This window comes from Burkholderia thailandensis E264 (assembly GCF_000012365.1).
GTDB classification, from domain to species: Bacteria; Pseudomonadota; Gammaproteobacteria; order Burkholderiales; family Burkholderiaceae; genus Burkholderia; species Burkholderia thailandensis.
Genome location: NC_007650.1, coordinates 248,332 through 267,532, shown reverse-complemented (window position 1 = coordinate 267,532; position 19,201 = coordinate 248,332). Strand labels below are relative to the sequence as shown.

Genomic DNA, 19,201 nt, shown 5'->3' with positions numbered 1-19,201 from the left:
GCCCGCATGGCCTTCGCCGCGTCGATCGAACGCCGATCGCGCCGCCCGGCAAGCGCGCCGCCTGCCCGTTGCGCGACTCGATTTATCACCCGCAATCCGTTCCGCCAGGAGACCTCGATGATGAAACCCTTCCGCCCGCTGCTTTCGATCGCCGTCGGCTGCGCGCTCGCCGCCGCCGCGCACGCGGAGGACGCCAGCCCGACGCTGAAGAAGATTCGCGACACGAGCGTCGTGACGCTCGGCGTGCGCGAATCGTCCGTGCCGTTCTCGTACTACGATCAGCGCCAACAGACGATCGGCTACTCGCAGGAGATCGCGCTGAAGATCGTCGACGAAATCAAGAAGGAGCTGAACCGGACGAACCTGACGGTCCGCGAGATTCCGATCACGTCGCAAAACCGCATTCCGCTCGTGCAGAACGGCACGGTCGATCTGGAGTGCGGCTCGACCACGCACACGAAGGAGCGCGCGAACCAGGTGTCGTTCTCGAACAGCATCTTTCAATACGGAATGCGCCTGATCGCGAAAAAGTCCTCCGGCGTGAAGGACTTCCCCGATCTCGCCGGCAAGACCGTCGCGACGACGGCCGGCACGACCGAGGAACGGCTGCTGCGGCAATGGAACGCCGAGAAGGGCATGTCGATGCAGATCATCAGCGCGAAGGATCACGCCGATGCGTTCCTGAACGTCAAGAGCGGCCGCGCGGTGGCGTTCTTCATGGACGAGCCGCTGCTGTACGGCGCGAAGGCGAAAGAAGCGAATCCGGGCGACTACGTGATCACGGGAAGTTCTCCGGTATCCGAAGCGTACGGCTGCATGCTTCGCAAGGACGACCCCGGCTTCAAGCAGCTCGCCGATCGCGTGATCGCGCGGATGCAGCGCTCCGGCGAGGCCGAGGCGCTGTACGTGAAGTGGTTCAACCGGCCGATTCCGCCGAAGGGCGTCAATCTCGACTATCCGTTGTCGGCGGACATGAAGAAGCTGTTCGCGAATCCGAACGACAAGGCGCTCGATTGAGCGGTCACGCAGCCGCGCTCGCGCAGGCGTTCGCCGGGCGGCGTGCCGCCGAAGCGAAAAACGGAAGAAGCCCGGCTTCTTCCGTTTCTTCCGTTTCTTCCGTTTTCTGTTGACGATTGCTTGCGACGATCGCTCGCTTGCGATTCGATCGCGATTTCATTCGACGCCGCGGCGCAGTCGCACGCGCGCGGCGTCCGCGCGGGATTGCCGGTTTCAGTCATCCGTCGAAAGTCCCGGATCGGCGAACGGCTGCGCGCCATCACGCGAGCAACGATCGCGTCGCCGCCCGACACGCTCGGCCATCGCACGCACGGCACCACCGATTGGCATCGGCGACGGCCACGGTGCATTGCGCGGGCGTAGCATTCGCACGAAGCAGCGCCGCGCGCCGTCGATCGGGATCATATGGGGCGGCGCTGCCCGAAGCCGGTTGTGCGCCCCGCCGCCGAGGGCCGGCTAACGCGCGCCGAAACCGGCGTCATCCGCCCCGCGACGCGCGAGCCCGAACCGGATGCCGCCGGCGGGCCCGCATCGCCGATCAGTGGCGATGATGATGCTTGCCGCGATGCTTGCCGCGGCGATAGCCGCGATCGTAGTCGTCGCCGTACGAGTTCGAGCGCGAGATGTTGCCGCCGAGCGCGGCGCCCGCGCCGCCGCCGACGGCCGCGCCGATCAGGCCGCCGCTGCGGCCGCCCATCGCGTTGCCGGCCGCGGTGCCCGCGCCGCCGCCGAGCGCGCCGCCGATGATCGCGCCCGTGCGCTCGCGGCGATTCGACGTGATCGCGCCGCCTGCGCCGCCGCCGACCGCTCCGCCGATCACAGCCCCCGTGCTGCCGCCCACTGCGCCGCCGACCGCCGCGCCGGCCACGCCGCCAAGCGCGCCGCCGAGCGCGTTGTTCATGTCGCCGGCGACGGCCGGCAGCGACGCCGCAGCGCTCAGCGCCGCGACAGCCATGATCTGGATGAGTTTCTTCGACATAGTTGACAGGTCTTGTTTCGTTTTGGGTTTGAAGCACCGCCGAGTATACCGGGACGGTGAAAGGCGTCTGTTGCCTTTCGGCACGACGCTGGTAAGAGATGTAACAAAGTGATCCGGCCGCATCGCGGCGGCCCGGACGCGAGCGTCGCCGCGCGGTGCAGACGTGCGGCGGTGGCGCGCGTGCGCCGTCGGATTCGTCGATGGCGGGGGCGAATCGTGGATTGCCGGACGATGGATGCGCGAACGGCGCAGCCGCCTTTCGGCATCGCCGGCCGGGGCGTGGAAGGCGTGCAGGCCCGCCGCTCCAGCGATGCTCCCCGGCGCGCGCGAAACGCGGCTTGCATCGAACGACGCCGGCACGTAGCGCCGTTCTCTCAACATCGGGCGCGCGGCGCCGCCTGCGTGCGACGTGCCGGCGTCTGCGTTCGCCCGACCGGCGCGTCGGTTCGGCCGCCAGTCAACCGCCGGTCCGAACGCAGCCGTCGATCGCCGCGACGCGCGCGCGACGCGGCGCACGCCCGGACGCGCCGTCGGCAAACGGATGCGCGGGCGAATCGGTCTCGCGCCAGGCATGCCTTTTCAGCAGTTCCCAATAGCCGCCGCGAATCACGAAGCCGCCGCATTTCCGCGCGTATGCGTCGCGTCGCATCCGATAGGCGCGCGGCAGGTGATACCACGGCAGCTCCGGCAGATCGTGATGCACGAGGTGATAGTTGTTGTTCAGGTACAGCGCGCGCATCGCGAGGCCCGCCTCGTTGATCGCGATGCGCGCCTTCGGATGCTCGGCCGCGCGATGCTCGTACAACGAGCGGATCATCGCGAGCGACTGCGCGGGCCACGTGATCGCGAGCAGGTAGTACCACCACGGCATGCCGATCGCCCATTGCAGCCACGCGAGCAGCGCGACGACCGACGCGACGTGCGCGGCCCACATCGGCGCATGGCGCCAGTCGCCGACGCGCCACGCGCGCAGCGTGTCCACGGCCATCGCGGCGACGCTCGCGGGCGGCCCGACGGCGAGCCGCCCGACGAAGCACTTGCGCGCGCGCCACAGCGCGCGCCGCCAGCGCGGCAGTCGCGCCCATTGCGCGGGCGGCACGTAATTGCTTTCGGGATCGATGCCCGGCGCGGTCAGATCCTCATCGCGATGATGTTCGAGATGCGTGTCGCGATACAGCGTGTACGGATACCAGACCGCGAGCGGCGGATAGCCGAGCAGCTTGTTCACGCGCTCGGAACGCGTCGGATGGCCATGCAGCAGCTCGTGCTGCAGCGACATGTGCCACGCGCACAGCACGATCAGCGGCGGCGTCGCGGCCGCAAGCGGCCACTGCCCGGCGCGCACGCCAAGCAGCACGCCGAGCCAGCCGCCGTAGATGACGAAGATCAGCAGCCAGGTCGGCCACTCGGTGCGCGCGGCGAAGCGATCGCCGAGCGCCTCGATCTCGCGCGCATGATCCACGTCGAAATATTCGGCCATGTTTCCGTGATGTCGAAGGCCGAGCGTCGACAAGCGTGCGGACGACAACGGCGTCTCCCGCGGCATGCACGGCCAAGCGTGCACCGTAACCAATCGCGGCGGCCGCACCAACCAACGGATTCGCATTTGCTTATGCGGCGCGGCGAGCATTCAATGTGGCGCAATCGCAAAAGGCGCGGCGCATCGGTGCCGCCGGAAGCGGCCGCGACGGCGGTGCGCCCGCGACATCCTTCAAGCGGCGGGCGCGCCGCGCGCGGGAAATCCGCAAATCCGTAGAATGGCCGCATGACACGATGGGTCGCCGGACTGCCGATGTACAACGTGACGCCGCGGCACGCCGCGCTGTGGCAATCGCTGCTGCGCGACGCGCTGCACGCGGTCGCGCGCGCGGGCGGCCCGGCCGACGTCGCGCTGCTCGGCGAGCCGTCGGGCGAGCCCTTCGGCGAGCTGCCGCCGCTATGGCGCCGCAACGATCTGCTGCTGTCGCAGACGTGCGGCTATCCGTACCGAATGCTCGGCGTCGGCGACGCGGTCCATCTGATCGCGACGCCCGTCTTCGACGCGCACGGCTGCGACGGCCCACGCTATCGCAGCATGCTCGCCGTGTCGGCCGATGCGCATGCGCGCGGCGCGACGACGCTCGCCGCGTGCCGCGGCCTGCGCGCCGCCTGCAACGGCGACGATTCGCACAGCGGAATGAACGCGTTACGCCACGCAGTCGCGCCGCATGCGCGCGGCGGGCGCTTCTTCTCGACGCTCACGCGCGCCGGCTCGCATCTGGATGCGCTGCGCGCGCTCGACGCGGGCCGCGCGGATCTCGCCGCGATCGATTGCGTGACGCTCGCGTACGTGCGCGACGCGCTGCCCGGATTGCTGCGGCGCGTGCGGATCATCGGCGCGACGGCGTCCGCGCCCGGCCTGCCGTTCGTCGCATCGCGCACGCTTGCCGGCGCGCACGTCGCCGCGCTGCGCGACGCGCTCGATGCCGCGGTCGCGACCGACGCCGAACGCGCGCGCGTGCTGCGGCTGCGCGGCTTCGCGCGGCTCGCGCCCGATGCCTATGCGGAAATCGAGCGATTCGAGCGCGATGCGGCCGCGCTCGGCTATCCGGTGCTTGCGTGACGCGTGACGCGTGACGCGTGACGTGCGGCGTGCGGCGCGAACGCCCGACCGACACGATGAGAACGGCCGCGATCGCGAGCGTCCGTGCGAAGCGCAACCGCTTCAAGTCAAGTTCGACGATGCGAACAAGCCGTAACGAGCCGGCGTATAGCCGGCGGCGTCGAACGCGCGATCACGCGATCACGCGCCGGCGGGACTCGAAGGCTCCGTGCAAGCGGAGCCCGTCGGGCAGCGGGATCGCCGGCGCAAACGGGCCGCGCGCATCCCGCATCAACGCAACCCATGCCGGCGCGCCGCATCGCGCATGCAATCGACGAGCATCGCCGCGGCCGGCGTCAGCGGGCTGTCGCGGCGCGTGACCACCTGCACCGACACGGCCGGCAGCGCCTCGCGTATCGGCAGCACGGCGATCCGGTCGCGCGACCATTCGACGCCGAGCAGTTGCTCGGGCATCGACGCGATCAGATCGGAGCCCTGAATGAGGCAATGCGCGATCGCGTAGCTCGGGCACTCGACGACGCGCGTGGGCGGCGGCAAGCCGTGCTCGGCGAAACAGTTGAACATCAGTTGCGTCGAGCTTTCGGGAGACGGATTCATCAGCCAGTCGGCATCGACGAGATCGGCGAGCGACGTGGCCGCCGCGAGCGGATGTGCGTTGCGCGCGACGATCACGTGCCGGCTCGCATACAGCTCCGAGTGATCGAACTCCGCGGCAAGCAGCTCCGGCACCACCACCGACACGGCGAAATCGAGCGATCCGTCGTGCAGCTTCGGCAGCGCGACGCCTGGAAACCCTTCGACGATGCTCACGCGCGCGAGCGGAAACCGCCGGCGAAACGCACGAAACGCGTCCGGCAGGATCGTCACCGCCGCAGCCGGCGTGACGGCGGCCGCGACAGCGCCCGTCGTCGCGCCCTGCGCCTGCTCGATATCGTCGCGCGCGCGCTGCATCTCGGCGACGATCAGACTCGCGCGCACCTGCAACTGCTGGCCGAAGCCGGTGAGCTGCACGCCGCGCGCGGTGCGCACGACGAGCGATACGCCGAGCGCAAGCTCGAGTTCCTTCACGGCCTTCGTCAACGCGGCGGGCGACACGTTCAGCCGGCGCGCCGCCGCGCGAATGCTGCCTTCGTCGGCCACGGCGACGAACGCTTTCAACTGGTGATATTTCATGGGCAAACGCGCGGTTCGGAGAAGCCGCTCATCGGCTGCGCCCCGGTGAATCAGGGTGTTCCCTAGAGGCAACCTGCGGTGAGCACCAACGCAATTTATCAGCTTATGGTGCGCAAAAAAAATTCATATGCTTCGTCGACCTGTCCGCGCAAGCGCGCTCCCCATACCCCACGAGGAAACAGCATGCATTCCGACCCGTCCGAGAACCCCGTCATCCCCGGCATCGCCGCGATCGCGCCCGAGCTGGTGGACGTGCGCCGCCGTATCCACGCGCACCCCGAACTCGCATTCGAGGAGACGCTCACGAGCGATCTCGTCGCCGAGCTGCTCGCCGGCTGGGGCTACGACGTGCATCGCGGGCTCGGCAAGACGGGCGTCGTCGGCGTGCTGCGCGAGGGGCAAGGCGCGCGCACGCTCGGCCTGCGCGCGGACATGGACGCGCTGCCGATCGCCGAGGCGACGGGCCTGCCGTACGCGAGCCGCCACGCGAACAAGATGCATGCGTGCGGGCACGACGGCCATACCGCGATGCTGCTTTGCGCGGCGCGCCACCTCGCCGCGACGCGCCGTTTCTCCGGCACGCTGAACCTCATCTTCCAGCCCGCGGAAGAGAACTTCGGCGGCGCGAAGGCGATGATGGACGACGGCCTGTTCGAGCGCGTTCCGTGCGATGCGATCTTCGCGCTCCACAACATGCCCGGCCGCGCGGCGGGCGACATGGCGTTCCGCGCGGGCGCCGCGATGGCGTCGTCCGATCGCGTGACGATCACGCTGCGCGGCGTCGGCGGCCACGGCGCGATGCCGCATTTCGCGCGCGATCCGATGTCGGCGGCGGGCAGCATCATCGTCGCGCTGCAGACGATCGTCGCGCGCGAGATCGACGCGCAGCAGTCGGCCGTGATCACCGTGGGCAGCGTGCAGGCCGGCGAGACGTTCAACGTCATTCCCGAGACCGTCGTGATGAAGCTGTCGGTGCGCGCGCTGAACCCCGACGTGCGCGCGCTGCTCGCGCAGCGCATCGAAGCGCTCGCGAAGGGCCAGGCGCAAAGCTTCGGCATCGACGCGGACGTTCAGTATGACTACGGTTATCCGGTGCTCGTCAATCACGACGAGCCGACCGCGTTCGCGATCGACGTCGCGCGCCGGATGCTCGGCGAGGCGCGCGTCGAAGCGCAAACCGCGCCGCTGATGGGCAGCGAGGATTTCGCGTACATGCTCGAGGCGCGGCCCGGCTGCTACGCGTTCATCGGCAACGGCGTCGGCAGCAAGGGCGGCTGCATGGTCCACAACCCCGGCTACGACTTCAACGACGACATCCTCGCGATCGGCGCGAGCTACTGGGTGCGGCTCGCCGAAGCGTGGCTCGCCGCCTGATGCGCCGCCGCCTCGCCGTCTCGCGCTCCTCGGGGGTTACATGGAAACGTCCGCTCTCAATTTCGCCGGCGCGCCGGCCGACGCGCGCACCGCCGCGAAGAAGCGGCGCCTGATCGCCGCGGCCGCGGTCGGCAACGCGCTCGAGTTCTACGATTTCACCGTCTACAGCTTCTTCGCGATCCTGATCGGCAAGCTGTTCTTCCCGGTTCACTCGCCGTTCGGGCAACTGATGCTCGCGGTCGCGAGCTTCGGCGTCGGGTTCGTCACGCGGCCGCTCGGCGGGCTCGTGATCGGCATCTACGCGGATCGCGCCGGGCGCAAGCGCGCGATGATCGCGACGCTGCTCATCATGGCGCTCGGCACCGCGACGATCGCCGTCGCGCCGACTTACGCGCAGATCGGCATCGCGGCGCCGCTGCTGCTCGTGGCCGCGCGCTTGCTGCAGGGGTTCGCGTCCGGCGGCGAGGTCGGCGCGTCCACCACGCTGCTGATCGAGCAGGCGCCGCAGGCGCAGCGCGGCTTCTATGCATCGTTCCAGTTCTCGAGCCAGGGGCTCGCCGCGCTCGCCGGCGCGCTCACGGGCGTGCTGCTCACGTCGACGCTCGGCGCCGCGCAGCTCGAAAGCTGGGGCTGGCGCGTGCCGTTCGTCATCGGCACGCTGTTCGCGCCGCTCGGCTACTGGCTGCGCCGCACGGTCGACGAGGCGCCGGCGGCCGCGCCCGCGTCGCGGGAGGACGCCGCGCCGCTGCCGCTCGCCGACGTGTTGCGCCATCACGGCAAGGCCGTGTTCGCCGGCCTCGGCATCACGATCGGCGGCACGTCGATTCACTACATCATCGTGTTCTACATGGCGATCTACGGCGTGCAGGTGCTGCATCTGCCGAGCTGGCTGTCGATGTCGGCAGGCTGCATCGCCGGCGCGATCCTCGCGGTGGTCACGCCGATCGGCGGTTATCTGTCGGATCGCCACGGGCGCAACCGGATCGTCTGGTGGACGCGCGTCGCGCTGATGCTCGCGATCTATCCGGCGTTCATCGCGCTCAACCGTTGGCCCGGCGCGGCCTCGCTGCTGTCGATCATCGCGGCGCTCGCGGCGGTGCACGCGATCAACATCGGCGCGACGGGCGCGATGCTCGGCGAACTGTTCCCGCGCGCGGTACGCGCGACGGGCGGCGCGCTCGTCTACAGCGTCGGCGTCGCGGTCTTCGGCGGGTTCGCGCAATTCTTCGTCACGTGGCTGATCGCCGCGACGGGCAACGCGAACGCACCCGCGTGGTACGCGATCGGCTGCGGCGCGCTGACGCTGATCGCGCTCGGCGCGATGGACGACAAGGCGGGCAAGCCGCTCGACTGACGTCGCGGGCCGCGCCGCCGACAGGCGGCGCACCTGCCTCCGCCCGCGCGGCATCCCGCCAGCGCGCCTTCGCGCGCGCCCATCGTAACCGTTTCCCGCATCGGCAAACATCGGCCAATCTGGAACGCACCCTTCCATCACAAGCCACTAACGCAACAAATACGGCTCATTACACTGCGCCCGTCGCGTCGCCAGAGACGCCGGGCGCGGCCCGGCCTTCCAGCGCGCGCCTCTGATCCGCAATGGGAAAATTCGGGAGATCGACATGAACAAGCGCTGGGGGATCGTCGCGCCGGCCGTCGTGCTGGCCGCGGCCGCGCATGCACAAAGCAGCGTGATGCTGTACGGCAAGATCGAGGACGGCATCAACTACACGAGCAACGCGCGCGGCCACGGTACCGTGCAATTGCAGAGCGGCTACGACTACGGCAGCCGCTGGGGACTGAAGGGCACCGAGGATCTCGGCGGCGGCTACAAGGCGATCTTCCAGCTCGAGAACGGCTTCGACGTCAACAACGGCAGGCTGGGCCAGGGCAATCGCGAATTCGGCCGGCAGGCGTTCGTCGGCATCGCGTCCGAGCGCTACGGCACCCTGACGTTCGGCCGCCAATACGATCCGAGCGTCGACATGTTCTCGCCGCTCACCGCGAACGGCAACTGGACCGGCTACCTGTTCGCGCACCCGTACGACAACGACAACACCGATTACTCGTTCCGCGTGAACAACGCGGTCAAGTACGTGTCGCCGACGTGGAACGGCGTCACGGCTGAAGGCATGTACGCGGTCAGCAATCAGGCGGGCGGCTTCGCGAACCATCGCCTCTGCGGCGCGGCGCTGCAATACCGGCACGGCGGCCTGACGCTCGGCGCGTCGTACGTGAAGATGAACAACGCGCGCAGCACGGATGCGGCGGGCGCCGTCACGGGCGACAACACGTTCGACGCGTCGTCGCAGCAGAACATCGGCATCGGCGCGACCTACGAATTCTCGAATGCGCTGATCGGCTTCGCGTATTCGCACGTCGACGTCTACGATCCCACCGCGAACGCGTATTTCACCGGCACGACGCAGCCCGCCGGCGGGCGCTGGAAATCGTGGAAGTTCGACAACTTCGAGATCAACGGCCTCTATCACGTGACGCCCGCGTTCTACGTCGGCGCGGCCTACACCTATACGCAGGCCCGCGTCGATTCGACGGTCGGCGCGTTCAATCCGAAGTGGCATCAGTTGAGCATGAAGCTCGATTACGACCTGTCGAAGCGCTCGTCGGTGTTCGTCGAAGGCGTCTACCAGCACGCGATGAACGCGCACACGGGCACCGATTTCGACTATGCGTACATCCCGGGCGCGGCCGACATCGCGTCGGGGCCGAACCAGTACGTCGTGCGGCTCGCGCTGCTGCACCAGTTCTGACCGGCGCGGCCGCGCGCGGCGTCGCGCGGCGTCGCGCGGTGATGCGGCGCGATGCGGCGCGATGCCGTGCGCGGCCGCGATCTCGCGCCCGCGACAAGGGCCGCATGTCCGACATCGGAATTTCTCGCCGGACGATCGATCGCTAGGTCCAGCCGGCATAGGGCATGTACGATACATGCCCTATGTCAACAGCCCCCGACCCCACGCCATGACCCAGCAATCCACCGCCACGCCGTTCAGCGCGCTGCCGCTGACACCCGCGACGCTCGCGAATCTCGCGCAGCTCGGCTACACCGTCATGACGCCGATCCAGGCCGCGAGCCTGCCGATCGCGCTCGCCGGCCACGACCTGATCGCGCAGGCGAAAACCGGCAGCGGCAAGACGGCCGCGTTCTCGCTCGCGCTGCTCGCGCGCCTCGATGCGCGCCGCTTCGACGTGCAGGCACTGGTGCTGTGCCCGACGCGCGAACTGGCCGACCAGGTCGCGCAGGAAGTCCGCCGCCTCGCGCGCGCGGAGGAGAACGTCAAGGTGCTGACGCTGTGCGGCGGCACGCCGATGCGTCCGCAGACGCAGAGCCTCGAACACGGCGCGCACATCATCGTCGGCACGCCCGGGCGCATCATGGACCATCTCGACCGCGGCCACCTGACGCTCGACGCGCTGAACACGCTCGTGCTCGACGAAGCGGACCGGATGCTCGACATGGGATTCTTCGACGACATCGCGAAAGTCGCACGGCTATGCCCGCCGACGCGCCAGACGCTGCTGTTCTCCGCGACCTACCCGGACGGGATCGCGAAGCTGAGCCAGCAGTTCCTGCGCAATCCGAAGGAAGTGAAGCTCGAAGAGCGCCACGACGACAGCAAGATCCGCCAGCGCTTCTACGAAGTGACCGAGGACGAGCGGCTGCACGCGGTCGGCCTGCTGCTGAAGCACTATCGCCCGGTCAGCACGATCGCGTTCTGCAACACGAAGCAGCAGTGCCGCGACCTGCTCGACGTGCTGCACGCACAGGGATTCCACGCGCTCGCGCTGCACGGCGAGCTCGAGCAGCGCGAGCGCGACCAAGTGCTGATCCAGTTCGCGAACCGAAGCTGCTCGGTGCTCGTCGCGACCGACGTCGCCGCGCGCGGCCTCGACATCGCGCAGCTCGAAGCGGTGATCAACGTCGACGTGACGCCCGATCCCGAAGTGCACGTGCACCGCATCGGCCGCACGGGCCGCGCGGACCAGGAAGGCTGGGCGCTCAGCCTCGCGAGCATGGACGAGATGGGGCGCGTGGGCGCGATCGAGCAGGCGCTCGGGCGCGACGTCGAATGGCATCCGCTCGCCGAGCTGAAGGCCGACGGCAACGAGCCGCTGCTGCCGCCGATGGAGACGCTGCAGATCCTCGGCGGCCGCAAGGACAAGATCCGCCCCGGCGACGTGCTCGGCGCGCTGACGGGCGACGCGGGCTTCAGCGGCTCGCAGATCGGCAAGATCAACGTGACCGAGTTCTCGACCTACGTCGCGCTCGAGCGCGGCATCGCGCGCGACGCGCTGCGCAAGCTCAACGCGGGCAAGATCAAGGGCAAGCGGGTGAAAGTCCGGCTGATGGACGAATGACGCCCGCGCCCGCCGCGGCGTGACGCACATTCGACGCCCGCACGGCGCGGCGGGCGGGCCCCCGTTGTCCGGACACGTTGCGAACGTGTCCGCCGCTCGCGCGGACACGTTCGCGTCCCGATGTCGCCCGCGCGAGCGGGTTCCGAAAGCCCCCTCGCCCATCCCCGCCGATCCGCGTCACACTCGCCCCGCGGATGTAGTATCAATACATAGTCGACTACAAAACATTGAAAATATTGACTATTTTGACTTCGCATGAGATACAGCGGATGTTGTTTTGCCACAAGAATGACAACAGACACATTCATGACGGAGACGAAAAAATGTCGGCAAAGCACTTAGGTTTCAAACAGGCGGTGCTGGTTGGCAGTCTGGCCGCGCTCGCGTGCGCGGCGTTCTTGCCCGCGCATGCTTCGGCTGCCGAAGCATTCGGCTCGCCCGGCGCAACGGCCGTGCGAGGCCCCTCGGCCAAGTCGTTCCTCGGCACGGCGGTCAACGGCGCATCGCGGGTCTATTTCACCGGTTATCGGGGCATCCTGTCCGAGGTCTACTATCCGGTTCTCGATACGCCGGAGTCCGTCGACCTGCAGTTCCTGGTCGGCGATGCCGGCAAGACCTTCGTCGACGAAGAAAAGCAGCAGGCCTACTCGGCCGTGCAAACGGACACGCGCACGATGAGCTGGCAAGTGACGACCAGCAACGGTTCGCATAACTGGCAAATCCGCAAGATCATCTTCGCCGATCCGAACTACAACGCGATCGTGCAACGCGTCACGTTCACCGCGCTCAACGGCCACAAGGTCGGCGATTTCAATCTTTACCTGCTGTCCAAGCCGTACCTCGACAACGCCGGCGGCGGCAACGCCGCGCAAACGGTGTCCGGCAGCGGCGGCACCGCGCTCGTCGCGAATCACAACAGCCGCTATTCGGCGCTCGTCACGAGCCGCCCGTGGAAAGTGGTCAACGGCGTCGGCATGACGTCGAACGGCTTCGTCGGGCAGAGCGACGGCTGGACCGACCTGCTCGGCGGCACCGCCGACAAGACGATGGACTGGACGTTCTCGTCCGCGACCAACGGCAACGTCGCGCAGACGGGCTGGATCGATCTCGGCGACCCGAGCGCGACGAGCGTGTCGTTCGACGTCGTGCTCGGCTTCGGCGGCACGCAGGACCAGGCGCTCGGCGACGCGAACACCGTGCTCGGCGGCGATCTCGCCGGCGAGCAGCAGCAGTACGACACCGCATGGCACAACTATGCGGCGGGCCTGTCGTCGCAGAACGGCGCCGCGGATGACGGCTACTATCTGGCCGCGATGACGCTCAAGACGATGCAGGACAAGAGCAACGGCGCGATGATCGCCGGCATCGGCACGCCGTGGGGCGAAACGCAGGGCGATGCGAACGCGGGCGGCTATCACCTCGTGTGGCCGCGCGACCTGTTCAAGTTCGCGAACGCGCTGACGACGGCCGGCGACACGTCGAGCGCGACGAGCGTCGTCAACTATCTGTTCAACACGCTGCAGCAGACGACGAACTGCGGCATCGCCGAATACAACGCGTCCGGCTGCGCGCAGGGCTACAGCCGCATCGGGCGCTTCCCGCAGAACGCGTGGGTGAACGGCTGGCCGTACTGGCAAGGCACGCAGATGGACGAGCAGGCGATGCCGATCATCCTCGCGTGGCGGCTCGGCCCGAGCGTGTTCAATCCGTTGTGGCCGAAGATCAAGCTCACCGCCGATTACATCGTCAACACCGGCCCGTGGACGTATCAGGAGCGCTGGGAGGAAAACGCCGGCTACTCGCCGTCGACGATCGCGGCCGAGATCGCGGGCCTCGTCACGGCGGCGGACATCGCGACGCAAAACGGCGACACGGCGAGCGCCGCGCGCTACCTCTCCGCGGCCGACTACTGGCAGGAGAACGTCGCGGCGTGGACGTACACGTCGAGCGGCACGTTCGGCAACGGCAGCTACTACATCCGGATCAATCCGGCGGGCCGCTCGGGCACCGGCACCGACCGCGCGAGCTTCGCGCCGACCGCCGGCCCCGACACGCCGCAGACGCTGACCGTGAAGAACGGCGGCGGCAGCCACGATGCGCGGCGCGTCGTCGACGGCGGCTTCTTCGAGCTCGTCCGGATGGGCGTCAAGCGCGCGACCGATCCGACGATCGTCAACACGATCTCGGTCTACGACAGCGTGCTCGGCCAGACGCTGAGTCTCGCGAACGCGCCGGCGCTGTCGCCGAACGCGTGGTTCCGCTACAACTTCGACGGCTACGGCGAGCACAATGACGGCAGCGACTTCGACGGCACCGGCGCGGGCCGCCTGTGGCCGATCTTCACCGCCGAGCGCGGGATGGTCGAGATCGCGCGCCAGGGTAACGGCAACGCGGGCAGCGCGTACTTCTCGACGCTCAAGCAACTGACGACGCCCGAGGGCTTCCTGCCGGAACAGGTATGGTCGAATTCGACGACGCTGCCCGACGGCTGGGCGGTGACGACGCCCGCCGGCTACACGCCGGGGCAGCCGACCAAATCGATGGCGCCGCTCAACTGGGCGATGGGCGAGTACATCAGCCTGCTCGCGTCGATCCAGGCGGGGCGCATCGTCGACGTGCCGTCGGTAGTCTGCGCGCGCTACAGCAACTGCGTCGCGCCGCCGCAAAGCGGGCAGGTGCCGGTGGCCGTCAACGTGAACGCGAGCACGCAGCTCGGCCAGCAGATGTACGTGACGGGCAACGTCGCCGCGCTCGGCAACTGGAACACCGATCTCGGCATTCCGGTCGATCCGGCCAACTACCCGGTGTGGAGCAACACCGTCAACCTGCCGGCCGCTCAGGCGATCCAGTACAAGTACTACCGGAAGAACGCGGACGGCAGCGTGACGTGGGAGAACGGGTCCGGCAACCGCCAGCTTCAGACGCCCGCGAGCGGCACGCTGACGCTGAACGATCAGGTGAGCTGGTGACGGCGTCGCGCACGCGCTGGATCGCGCTCGTTTCGGCGGCGCTGCTGGGCGTGGCGGTGGCGGGATGGCGTGACGAACTGCCGCCAAATCGGCGTCCGCCGCCCGTCGCGGCGCCCTCGCCCGCCGCGCCGGCGGCCGATCGCGCAACGACGGCGGCGCTCGCGCCCGCGCCGCCGAGCCGGCCGCTCGTGAAGACGCTGCCGCCCGTGAAGGTCAAGCCGGGCGGAACGAGCTGGAATCCGGACCCGGCGGCGAAGCCCGCGCCCATCGAGGCGCAGCGCGGCGGCCCCGACATCGCCGGCGCGCAGCCGCTGCGGCCGCCGGCATCGGCTGCGCCGTGATCACCCGCCGGCCTCGGTAAGCGTCGCGCAACGGCTACCGGCCGCCCGTCCGGCGCGCATGTCGGTGCGGCGGCCGGTCGAACGGCCGGCCGCCGCATTGCAGGAGTGCCATGCATGTGATCCCGTTTCCCCGCGGCACCGCCGCCCTCGGCGCATGGCCCATCGGTCGACGGCCACACATGCCCGGTCGCGACGCCACTCGATACGCCTCGTCGCCATTCCGTTTCGGATGACGAAGCAACCGGCTCGGCGCGGGCATCGCGCTCGACCGCGCGGGCAAAGCGCCGCTGAATCGCGCGGCGGCCACAAAAGGCCGCGCGCTTTTTCGACGGCGCGCGCGCACCGTTGAAAGCCATTTGCCCTACGCCCGCCGTCGTTTCCTTACATCGAACCTTCGCCCCTCGGGAATCCCCTAGGCAGACACGCGGCGCATCCCGCAGTTAAATAAATCAACTTGATTTATTTAACCTCTGGCGATCCGTGCCACCCGGAGGAGACATCATGAGGAGTCCGCACATCGGCCAGGGCAGCAACTCGGCCAACGTGCGCCGCTACAACGAGCGCCTTCTGCTGAAGACGCTCAGGCGCGCGGGCAGTGCGTCGAAGGCCGATCTCGCGCGGCTCGCCAATCTGACGGGCACCGCGGTCGGCAGCATCATCGCTTCGCTCGCCGAAGCGAAGCTGATCGAATTCGCCGGCCGCCGCGCCGAAGGCCAGCGCGGGCAGCCCGCGTCGCTGATCCGGCTCGACCCGCGCGGCGCGTTCGGAATCGGCGTGCGGCTCGACCGGATGCGCATCGAGACGGCGCTCGTCAACTTCGCCGGCGAGGTGATCGGCCGCCGCTCGCACGACACGCTGCTGCCGCCGCCCGCCGCCGTGCTCGACATCGTCCGCGAGGACGTCGCCGCGATGCAGCGGCTGCTTTGCGCGCACGAACGCGCGCGGCTCACGGGCGTCGGCGTCGCGCAGCCGTACAACCTCGGCAACTGGCTGCGCGAGATCGACCTGCCCGCCGACGCGTTCGGCGCATGGGCGGAAGTCGATTTCGCGCGCGAGCTCGACCGCGCGATCGAGCTGCCCGTCTTCAGCGAAAACGACGGCAACGCCGCCGCGATCGCCGAGCTGTTCTACGGCTGCGGCCGGCAGCGCGACGATTTCGTCTACCTGTTCCTCGGACCGGCGATCGGCGGCGGCATCGCGGTGGACGGCGACTGCCTGCGCGGCGTCACCGGCAACGCCGGCGACTTCGCGATGATGCCGGTCCCGCCGAGCCGCCTGCCTTCGGTGCCGAAGCCGAGCGGCGCATGGGACATCCTGATCACGCGCGCATCGCTGAACGGGCTCGTCCGCCATCTGCGCCACTGCGGCGAAACCGTCGAGAACCACGCGGATCTCGAAGCGTGCATCGCGCGCGGCACGAAGGCCGTCGACGAATGGATCGACGATTGCGTCGATGCGCTCGCGCCCGCGCTGCGCGCGGCGCTCGCCGTGCTCGAATCGCCCGTCGTCGTGCTCGACGCCGACACCGACGCGGGCCTGATCGACACGCTGATCGCGCGCCTGCACACGGCGCTCGCGGCGCTTGCGCCCGAAGCACGCGGCACGCCCGCGCTCGTGCGCGGCTCGTTCGGCCCGGACGCCGGCGCGATCGGCGCCGCGACGCTGCCGATGTTCTTCAACTTCTCGCCGCGCGCCGGCATTCTTCGCGGCGCCGGCATGGATTCGCAGGAGGCTCGATATGCAGCGTTCTGATCCGTCCCGTCCGCTGCTCGAGATGCGCGGCATCAGCAAGACGTTCCCGGCCGTGCGCGCGCTCGCCGGCGTGAGCCTCACCGTCCATCCGGGCGAGATCCATTCATTGATGGGCGAGAACGGCGCGGGCAAGTCGACGCTCATCAAGATCCTGTCGGGCGCGTATCAGGCCGATCCCGGCGGCGAGATCCTGATCGACGGCGCGCCGATCTCGATCGACGGTCCGCTCGCCGCGCGCGACGCAGGCGTCGCCGTGATCTACCAGGAGCTGTGCCTCGCGCCGAATCTGACCGTCGCGGAGAACATCTACGTCGGCCGCGAGCTGCGCCGCGGCAACGGCCGCTGGGGCACGATCGACCGCGCCGCGATGGCGCGCGGCTGTCAGGACGTGCTCGCGCGGCTCGGCGCCGATTTCGGGCCGAACACGCTCGTCGGCACGCTGTCGATCGCCGAGCAGCAGCTCGTCGAGATCGCGCGCGCGGTTCATACGAAAGCGCGCATCCTCGTGATGGACGAGCCGACGACGCCGCTTTCGTCGCGCGAAACCGAGAACCTGTTCCGGCTCATTCGCCAGTTGCGCGCCGAAGGGCTCGCGATCATCTACATCAGCCACCGGATGGCGGAGATCTACGAGCTGTCCGACCGCGTGTCGGTGCTGCGCGACGGCGCGTACGTCGGCACGCTCGATCGCGATTCGCTGTCGGCCGAGCGGCTCGTCGGCATGATGGTCGGCCGCGATATTTCGGGCTTCTACAAGAAAGCGCATGCGCCGTACGATCCGGGCAACCTGCTGCTGTCGGTGCGCGACGTCGCGGACGGCGGGCGCGTGCGCGGCTGCAGCCTCGATCTGCACGCGGGCGAAGTGCTCGGCATCGCGGGCCTCGTCGGCGCGGGCCGCACCGAGCTCGCGCGGCTCATCTTCGGCGCCGAGCCGCGCGTGCGCGGCGAAGTGAAGCTCGGCGGCAAGGCGTTCGGCGGGCACTCCCCGTGCGACGCGATCGACGCCGGGCTCGTCTATCTGACCGAAGACCGCAAGCGCCAGGGGCTGTTCCTCGACATGAGCGTGCGCGACAACATCAACATCTCCGTGTGCGGACGCGACGCGCGGCTCGGCGCGCTCGATCTGGCGCGCGGCGCGCAGCGCGCGCGCGATGCGATCGCCGCGCTGTCGATTCGCGTGCCGCATGCAAACGTTAGTGTCGGCGCGCTGTCCGGCGGCAACCAGCAGAAAGTGCTGCTGTCGCGCCTGCTGGAAACGAAGCCGCGCGTGCTGATCCTCGACGAGCCGACGCGCGGCGTCGACATCGGCGCGAAGTCCGAGATCTACCGGATCATCAACGATCTCGCGCGCGCCGGCGTCGGCGTGATCGTGATCTCGAGCGAGCTGCCGGAGATCATCGGCGTCGCGGATCGCGTGCTCGTGATGCGCGAAGGCCGCGTGGCCGGCGAGCTCGGCGGCCATACGGGCGCGCCGATCACGCAGGAGGCGATCATCGCGCTCGCCACCGGCTCCAGCACCGAGGCGGCGGCCGCGCACTGAGCGGCCGCCGTCGTCTTGTCATTTCACCCTCGGGTTATCGCCATGAACCAACAGATGAAGCAAAGCGAGATCGCTTCCGCGTCGCCGGGCGCGGCGCAACGCGCGCCGGCGCGCGCCGCCGACCGCCGCGCGCGGATGCAGGCGCTGATGCGCACGGCCGGCATGCTGCCCGTCCTCGTGCTTCTGTGCGTGGGCTTCGCCTTCATGACCGACGGCTTCTTCACGCTGCAGAACCTGTCGATCGTCACGCAGCAGGCGTCGATCAACATCGTGCTCGCCGCGGGCATGACGTTCGTGATCCTGACGGGCGGCATCGACCTGTCGGTCGGCTCGGTGCTCGCGGCCGCCGCGGTCGCGTCGCTGCTCGCGTCGAACATCCCCGGCTGGGGCTGGCTCGGCATTCCGGCCGCGCTCGCGGTCGGGCTCGTGTTCGGCGTCGTCAACGGCGGACTGATCTCGTTGCTGCGCCTGCCGCCCTTCATCGTCACGCTCGGCGCGCTGACCGCCGTGCGCGGCATCGCGCGCCTGATGGGCAACGACACGACGATCTTCAACCCGCAGTTGCCGTTCGCGTTCATCGGCAACGGCTCGATTCTCGGCGTGCCGTGGCTCGTCGTGATCGCCCTCGCCGTCGTCGCGATCTCGTGGTTCATCCTGCGCCGCACGGTGCTCGGCATGCGGATCTATTCGGTCGGCGGCAACCCCGAAGCCGCGCGGCTGTCCGGCATCAACGTGCGCGGCATCGAGCTGTTCGTCTACGCAACGTCGGGCCTGCTCGCCGGCCTCGGCGCGCTGATGTCCGCCGCGCGGCTCTATGCGGCCAACGGGCTGCAGCTCGGCCAGTCGTACGAGCTCGACGCGATCGCCGCGGTGATCCTCGGCGGCACGAGCTTCGTCGGCGGCGTCGGCTCGATCGTCGGCACGCTGATCGGCGCGCTCATCATCGCGGTGCTGTCGAACGGGCTCGTGCTGCTCGGCGTGTCCGACATCTGGCAGTACATCATCAAGGGGCTCGTCATCATCGGCGCGGTCGCGCTCGACCGCTACCGCCAGCACGGATCGGCCCGCACCTGAGCGCAT

At 69.0% G+C, this 19,201-nt stretch carries 15 protein-coding genes; 11 read left to right on the top strand and 4 right to left on the bottom strand.

Going from position 1 to position 19,201, the window contains the following annotated elements:
* The first annotated feature begins 117 nt into the window (after nt 1-117).
* Complete coding sequence (locus tag BTH_RS01150) at nt 118-1,017, top strand: glutamate/aspartate ABC transporter substrate-binding protein (protein ID WP_009894928.1); 900 nt, start codon at nt 118-120, stop codon at nt 1,015-1,017.
* Here the strand turns inward: BTH_RS01150 and BTH_RS34190 are convergent.
* The 3 genes from BTH_RS34190 to BTH_RS01140 form a co-directional block, all read right to left on the bottom strand.
* The gene (locus BTH_RS34190) at nt 954-1,310 is read right to left on the bottom strand and encodes a hypothetical protein (protein WP_155275558.1); all 357 of its coding nucleotides are present in this window, start codon (nt 1,308-1,310) and stop codon (nt 954-956) included. The two genes, BTH_RS01150 and BTH_RS34190, sit on opposite strands and share 64 nt — an antisense overlap.
* A gap of 245 nt (nt 1,311-1,555) precedes the next feature.
* Entirely contained in the window at nt 1,556-1,996 is a 441-nt protein-coding gene (locus tag BTH_RS01145; RefSeq protein WP_009894924.1) for a hypothetical protein, read from the bottom strand.
* 457 nt (nt 1,997-2,453) lie between these two features.
* Entirely contained in the window at nt 2,454-3,602 is a 1,149-nt protein-coding gene (locus tag BTH_RS01140) for a fatty acid desaturase (RefSeq protein ID WP_373365258.1), read from the bottom strand.
* Between the two features lie 159 nt (nt 3,603-3,761).
* Between BTH_RS01140 and BTH_RS01135 the strand changes: the two genes are divergently transcribed.
* On the top strand, nt 3,762-4,598 hold the full coding sequence (locus BTH_RS01135; RefSeq protein ID WP_011400835.1) for a phosphate/phosphite/phosphonate ABC transporter substrate-binding protein: 837 nt from the start codon (nt 3,762-3,764) through the stop codon (nt 4,596-4,598).
* Nucleotides 4,599-4,868: 270 nt separating this feature from the next.
* On the opposite strand, the gene BTH_RS01130 is transcribed toward BTH_RS01135, so the two are convergent.
* On the bottom strand, nt 4,869-5,771 hold the full coding sequence (locus tag BTH_RS01130) for a LysR substrate-binding domain-containing protein (protein WP_009894912.1): 903 nt from the start codon (nt 5,769-5,771) through the stop codon (nt 4,869-4,871).
* A gap of 183 nt (nt 5,772-5,954) precedes the next feature.
* Between BTH_RS01130 and BTH_RS01125 the strand changes: the two genes are divergently transcribed.
* The 9 genes from BTH_RS01125 to BTH_RS01085 all read left to right on the top strand — a co-directional run bounded on the left by BTH_RS01125 (nt 5,955) and on the right by BTH_RS01085 (nt 19,195).
* The gene (locus tag BTH_RS01125) at nt 5,955-7,145 is read left to right on the top strand and encodes a M20 aminoacylase family protein (RefSeq protein WP_009894911.1); all 1,191 of its coding nucleotides are present in this window, start codon (nt 5,955-5,957) and stop codon (nt 7,143-7,145) included.
* Between the two features lie 40 nt (nt 7,146-7,185).
* Nucleotides 7,186-8,499 carry an MFS transporter gene (locus BTH_RS01120; RefSeq protein ID WP_009894910.1) on the top strand — a complete coding sequence of 438 codons (1,314 nt, stop codon included), beginning with the start codon at nt 7,186-7,188 and terminating at the stop codon, nt 8,497-8,499.
* A gap of 265 nt (nt 8,500-8,764) precedes the next feature.
* Nucleotides 8,765-9,913, top strand: a complete 1,149-nt coding sequence (locus tag BTH_RS29355) for a porin (RefSeq protein ID WP_009894909.1) — start codon at nt 8,765-8,767, stop codon at nt 9,911-9,913.
* Nucleotides 9,914-10,121: 208 nt separating this feature from the next.
* Nucleotides 10,122-11,519 carry an ATP-dependent RNA helicase DbpA gene (gene dbpA, locus BTH_RS01110; RefSeq protein ID WP_011400834.1) on the top strand — a complete coding sequence of 466 codons (1,398 nt, stop codon included), beginning with the start codon at nt 10,122-10,124 and terminating at the stop codon, nt 11,517-11,519.
* 323 nt (nt 11,520-11,842) lie between these two features.
* Nucleotides 11,843-14,488: a glycoside hydrolase family 15 protein gene (locus BTH_RS01105; RefSeq protein ID WP_009907121.1), complete on the top strand. Its 2,646-nt coding sequence runs from the start codon at nt 11,843-11,845 to the stop codon at nt 14,486-14,488.
* Nucleotides 14,485-14,829, top strand: a complete 345-nt coding sequence (locus BTH_RS01100; protein WP_009894906.1) for a hypothetical protein — start codon at nt 14,485-14,487, stop codon at nt 14,827-14,829. The genes BTH_RS01105 and BTH_RS01100 overlap by 4 nt, the downstream gene beginning before the upstream one ends.
* Nucleotides 14,830-15,330: 501 nt before the next feature.
* Entirely contained in the window at nt 15,331-16,581 is a 1,251-nt protein-coding gene (locus BTH_RS01095) for an ROK family protein (RefSeq protein ID WP_009894905.1), read from the top strand.
* Nucleotides 16,568-18,121, top strand: coding sequence for a sugar ABC transporter ATP-binding protein (locus tag BTH_RS01090; RefSeq protein ID WP_009894904.1), 1,554 nt, complete (start codon nt 16,568-16,570; stop codon nt 18,119-18,121). The genes BTH_RS01095 and BTH_RS01090 overlap by 14 nt, the downstream gene beginning before the upstream one ends.
* A 42-nt stretch (nt 18,122-18,163) precedes the next feature.
* Nucleotides 18,164-19,195, top strand: a complete 1,032-nt coding sequence (locus BTH_RS01085) for an ABC transporter permease subunit (RefSeq protein WP_009894902.1) — start codon at nt 18,164-18,166, stop codon at nt 19,193-19,195.
* The last annotated feature ends 6 nt before the right edge of the window (nt 19,196-19,201 follow it).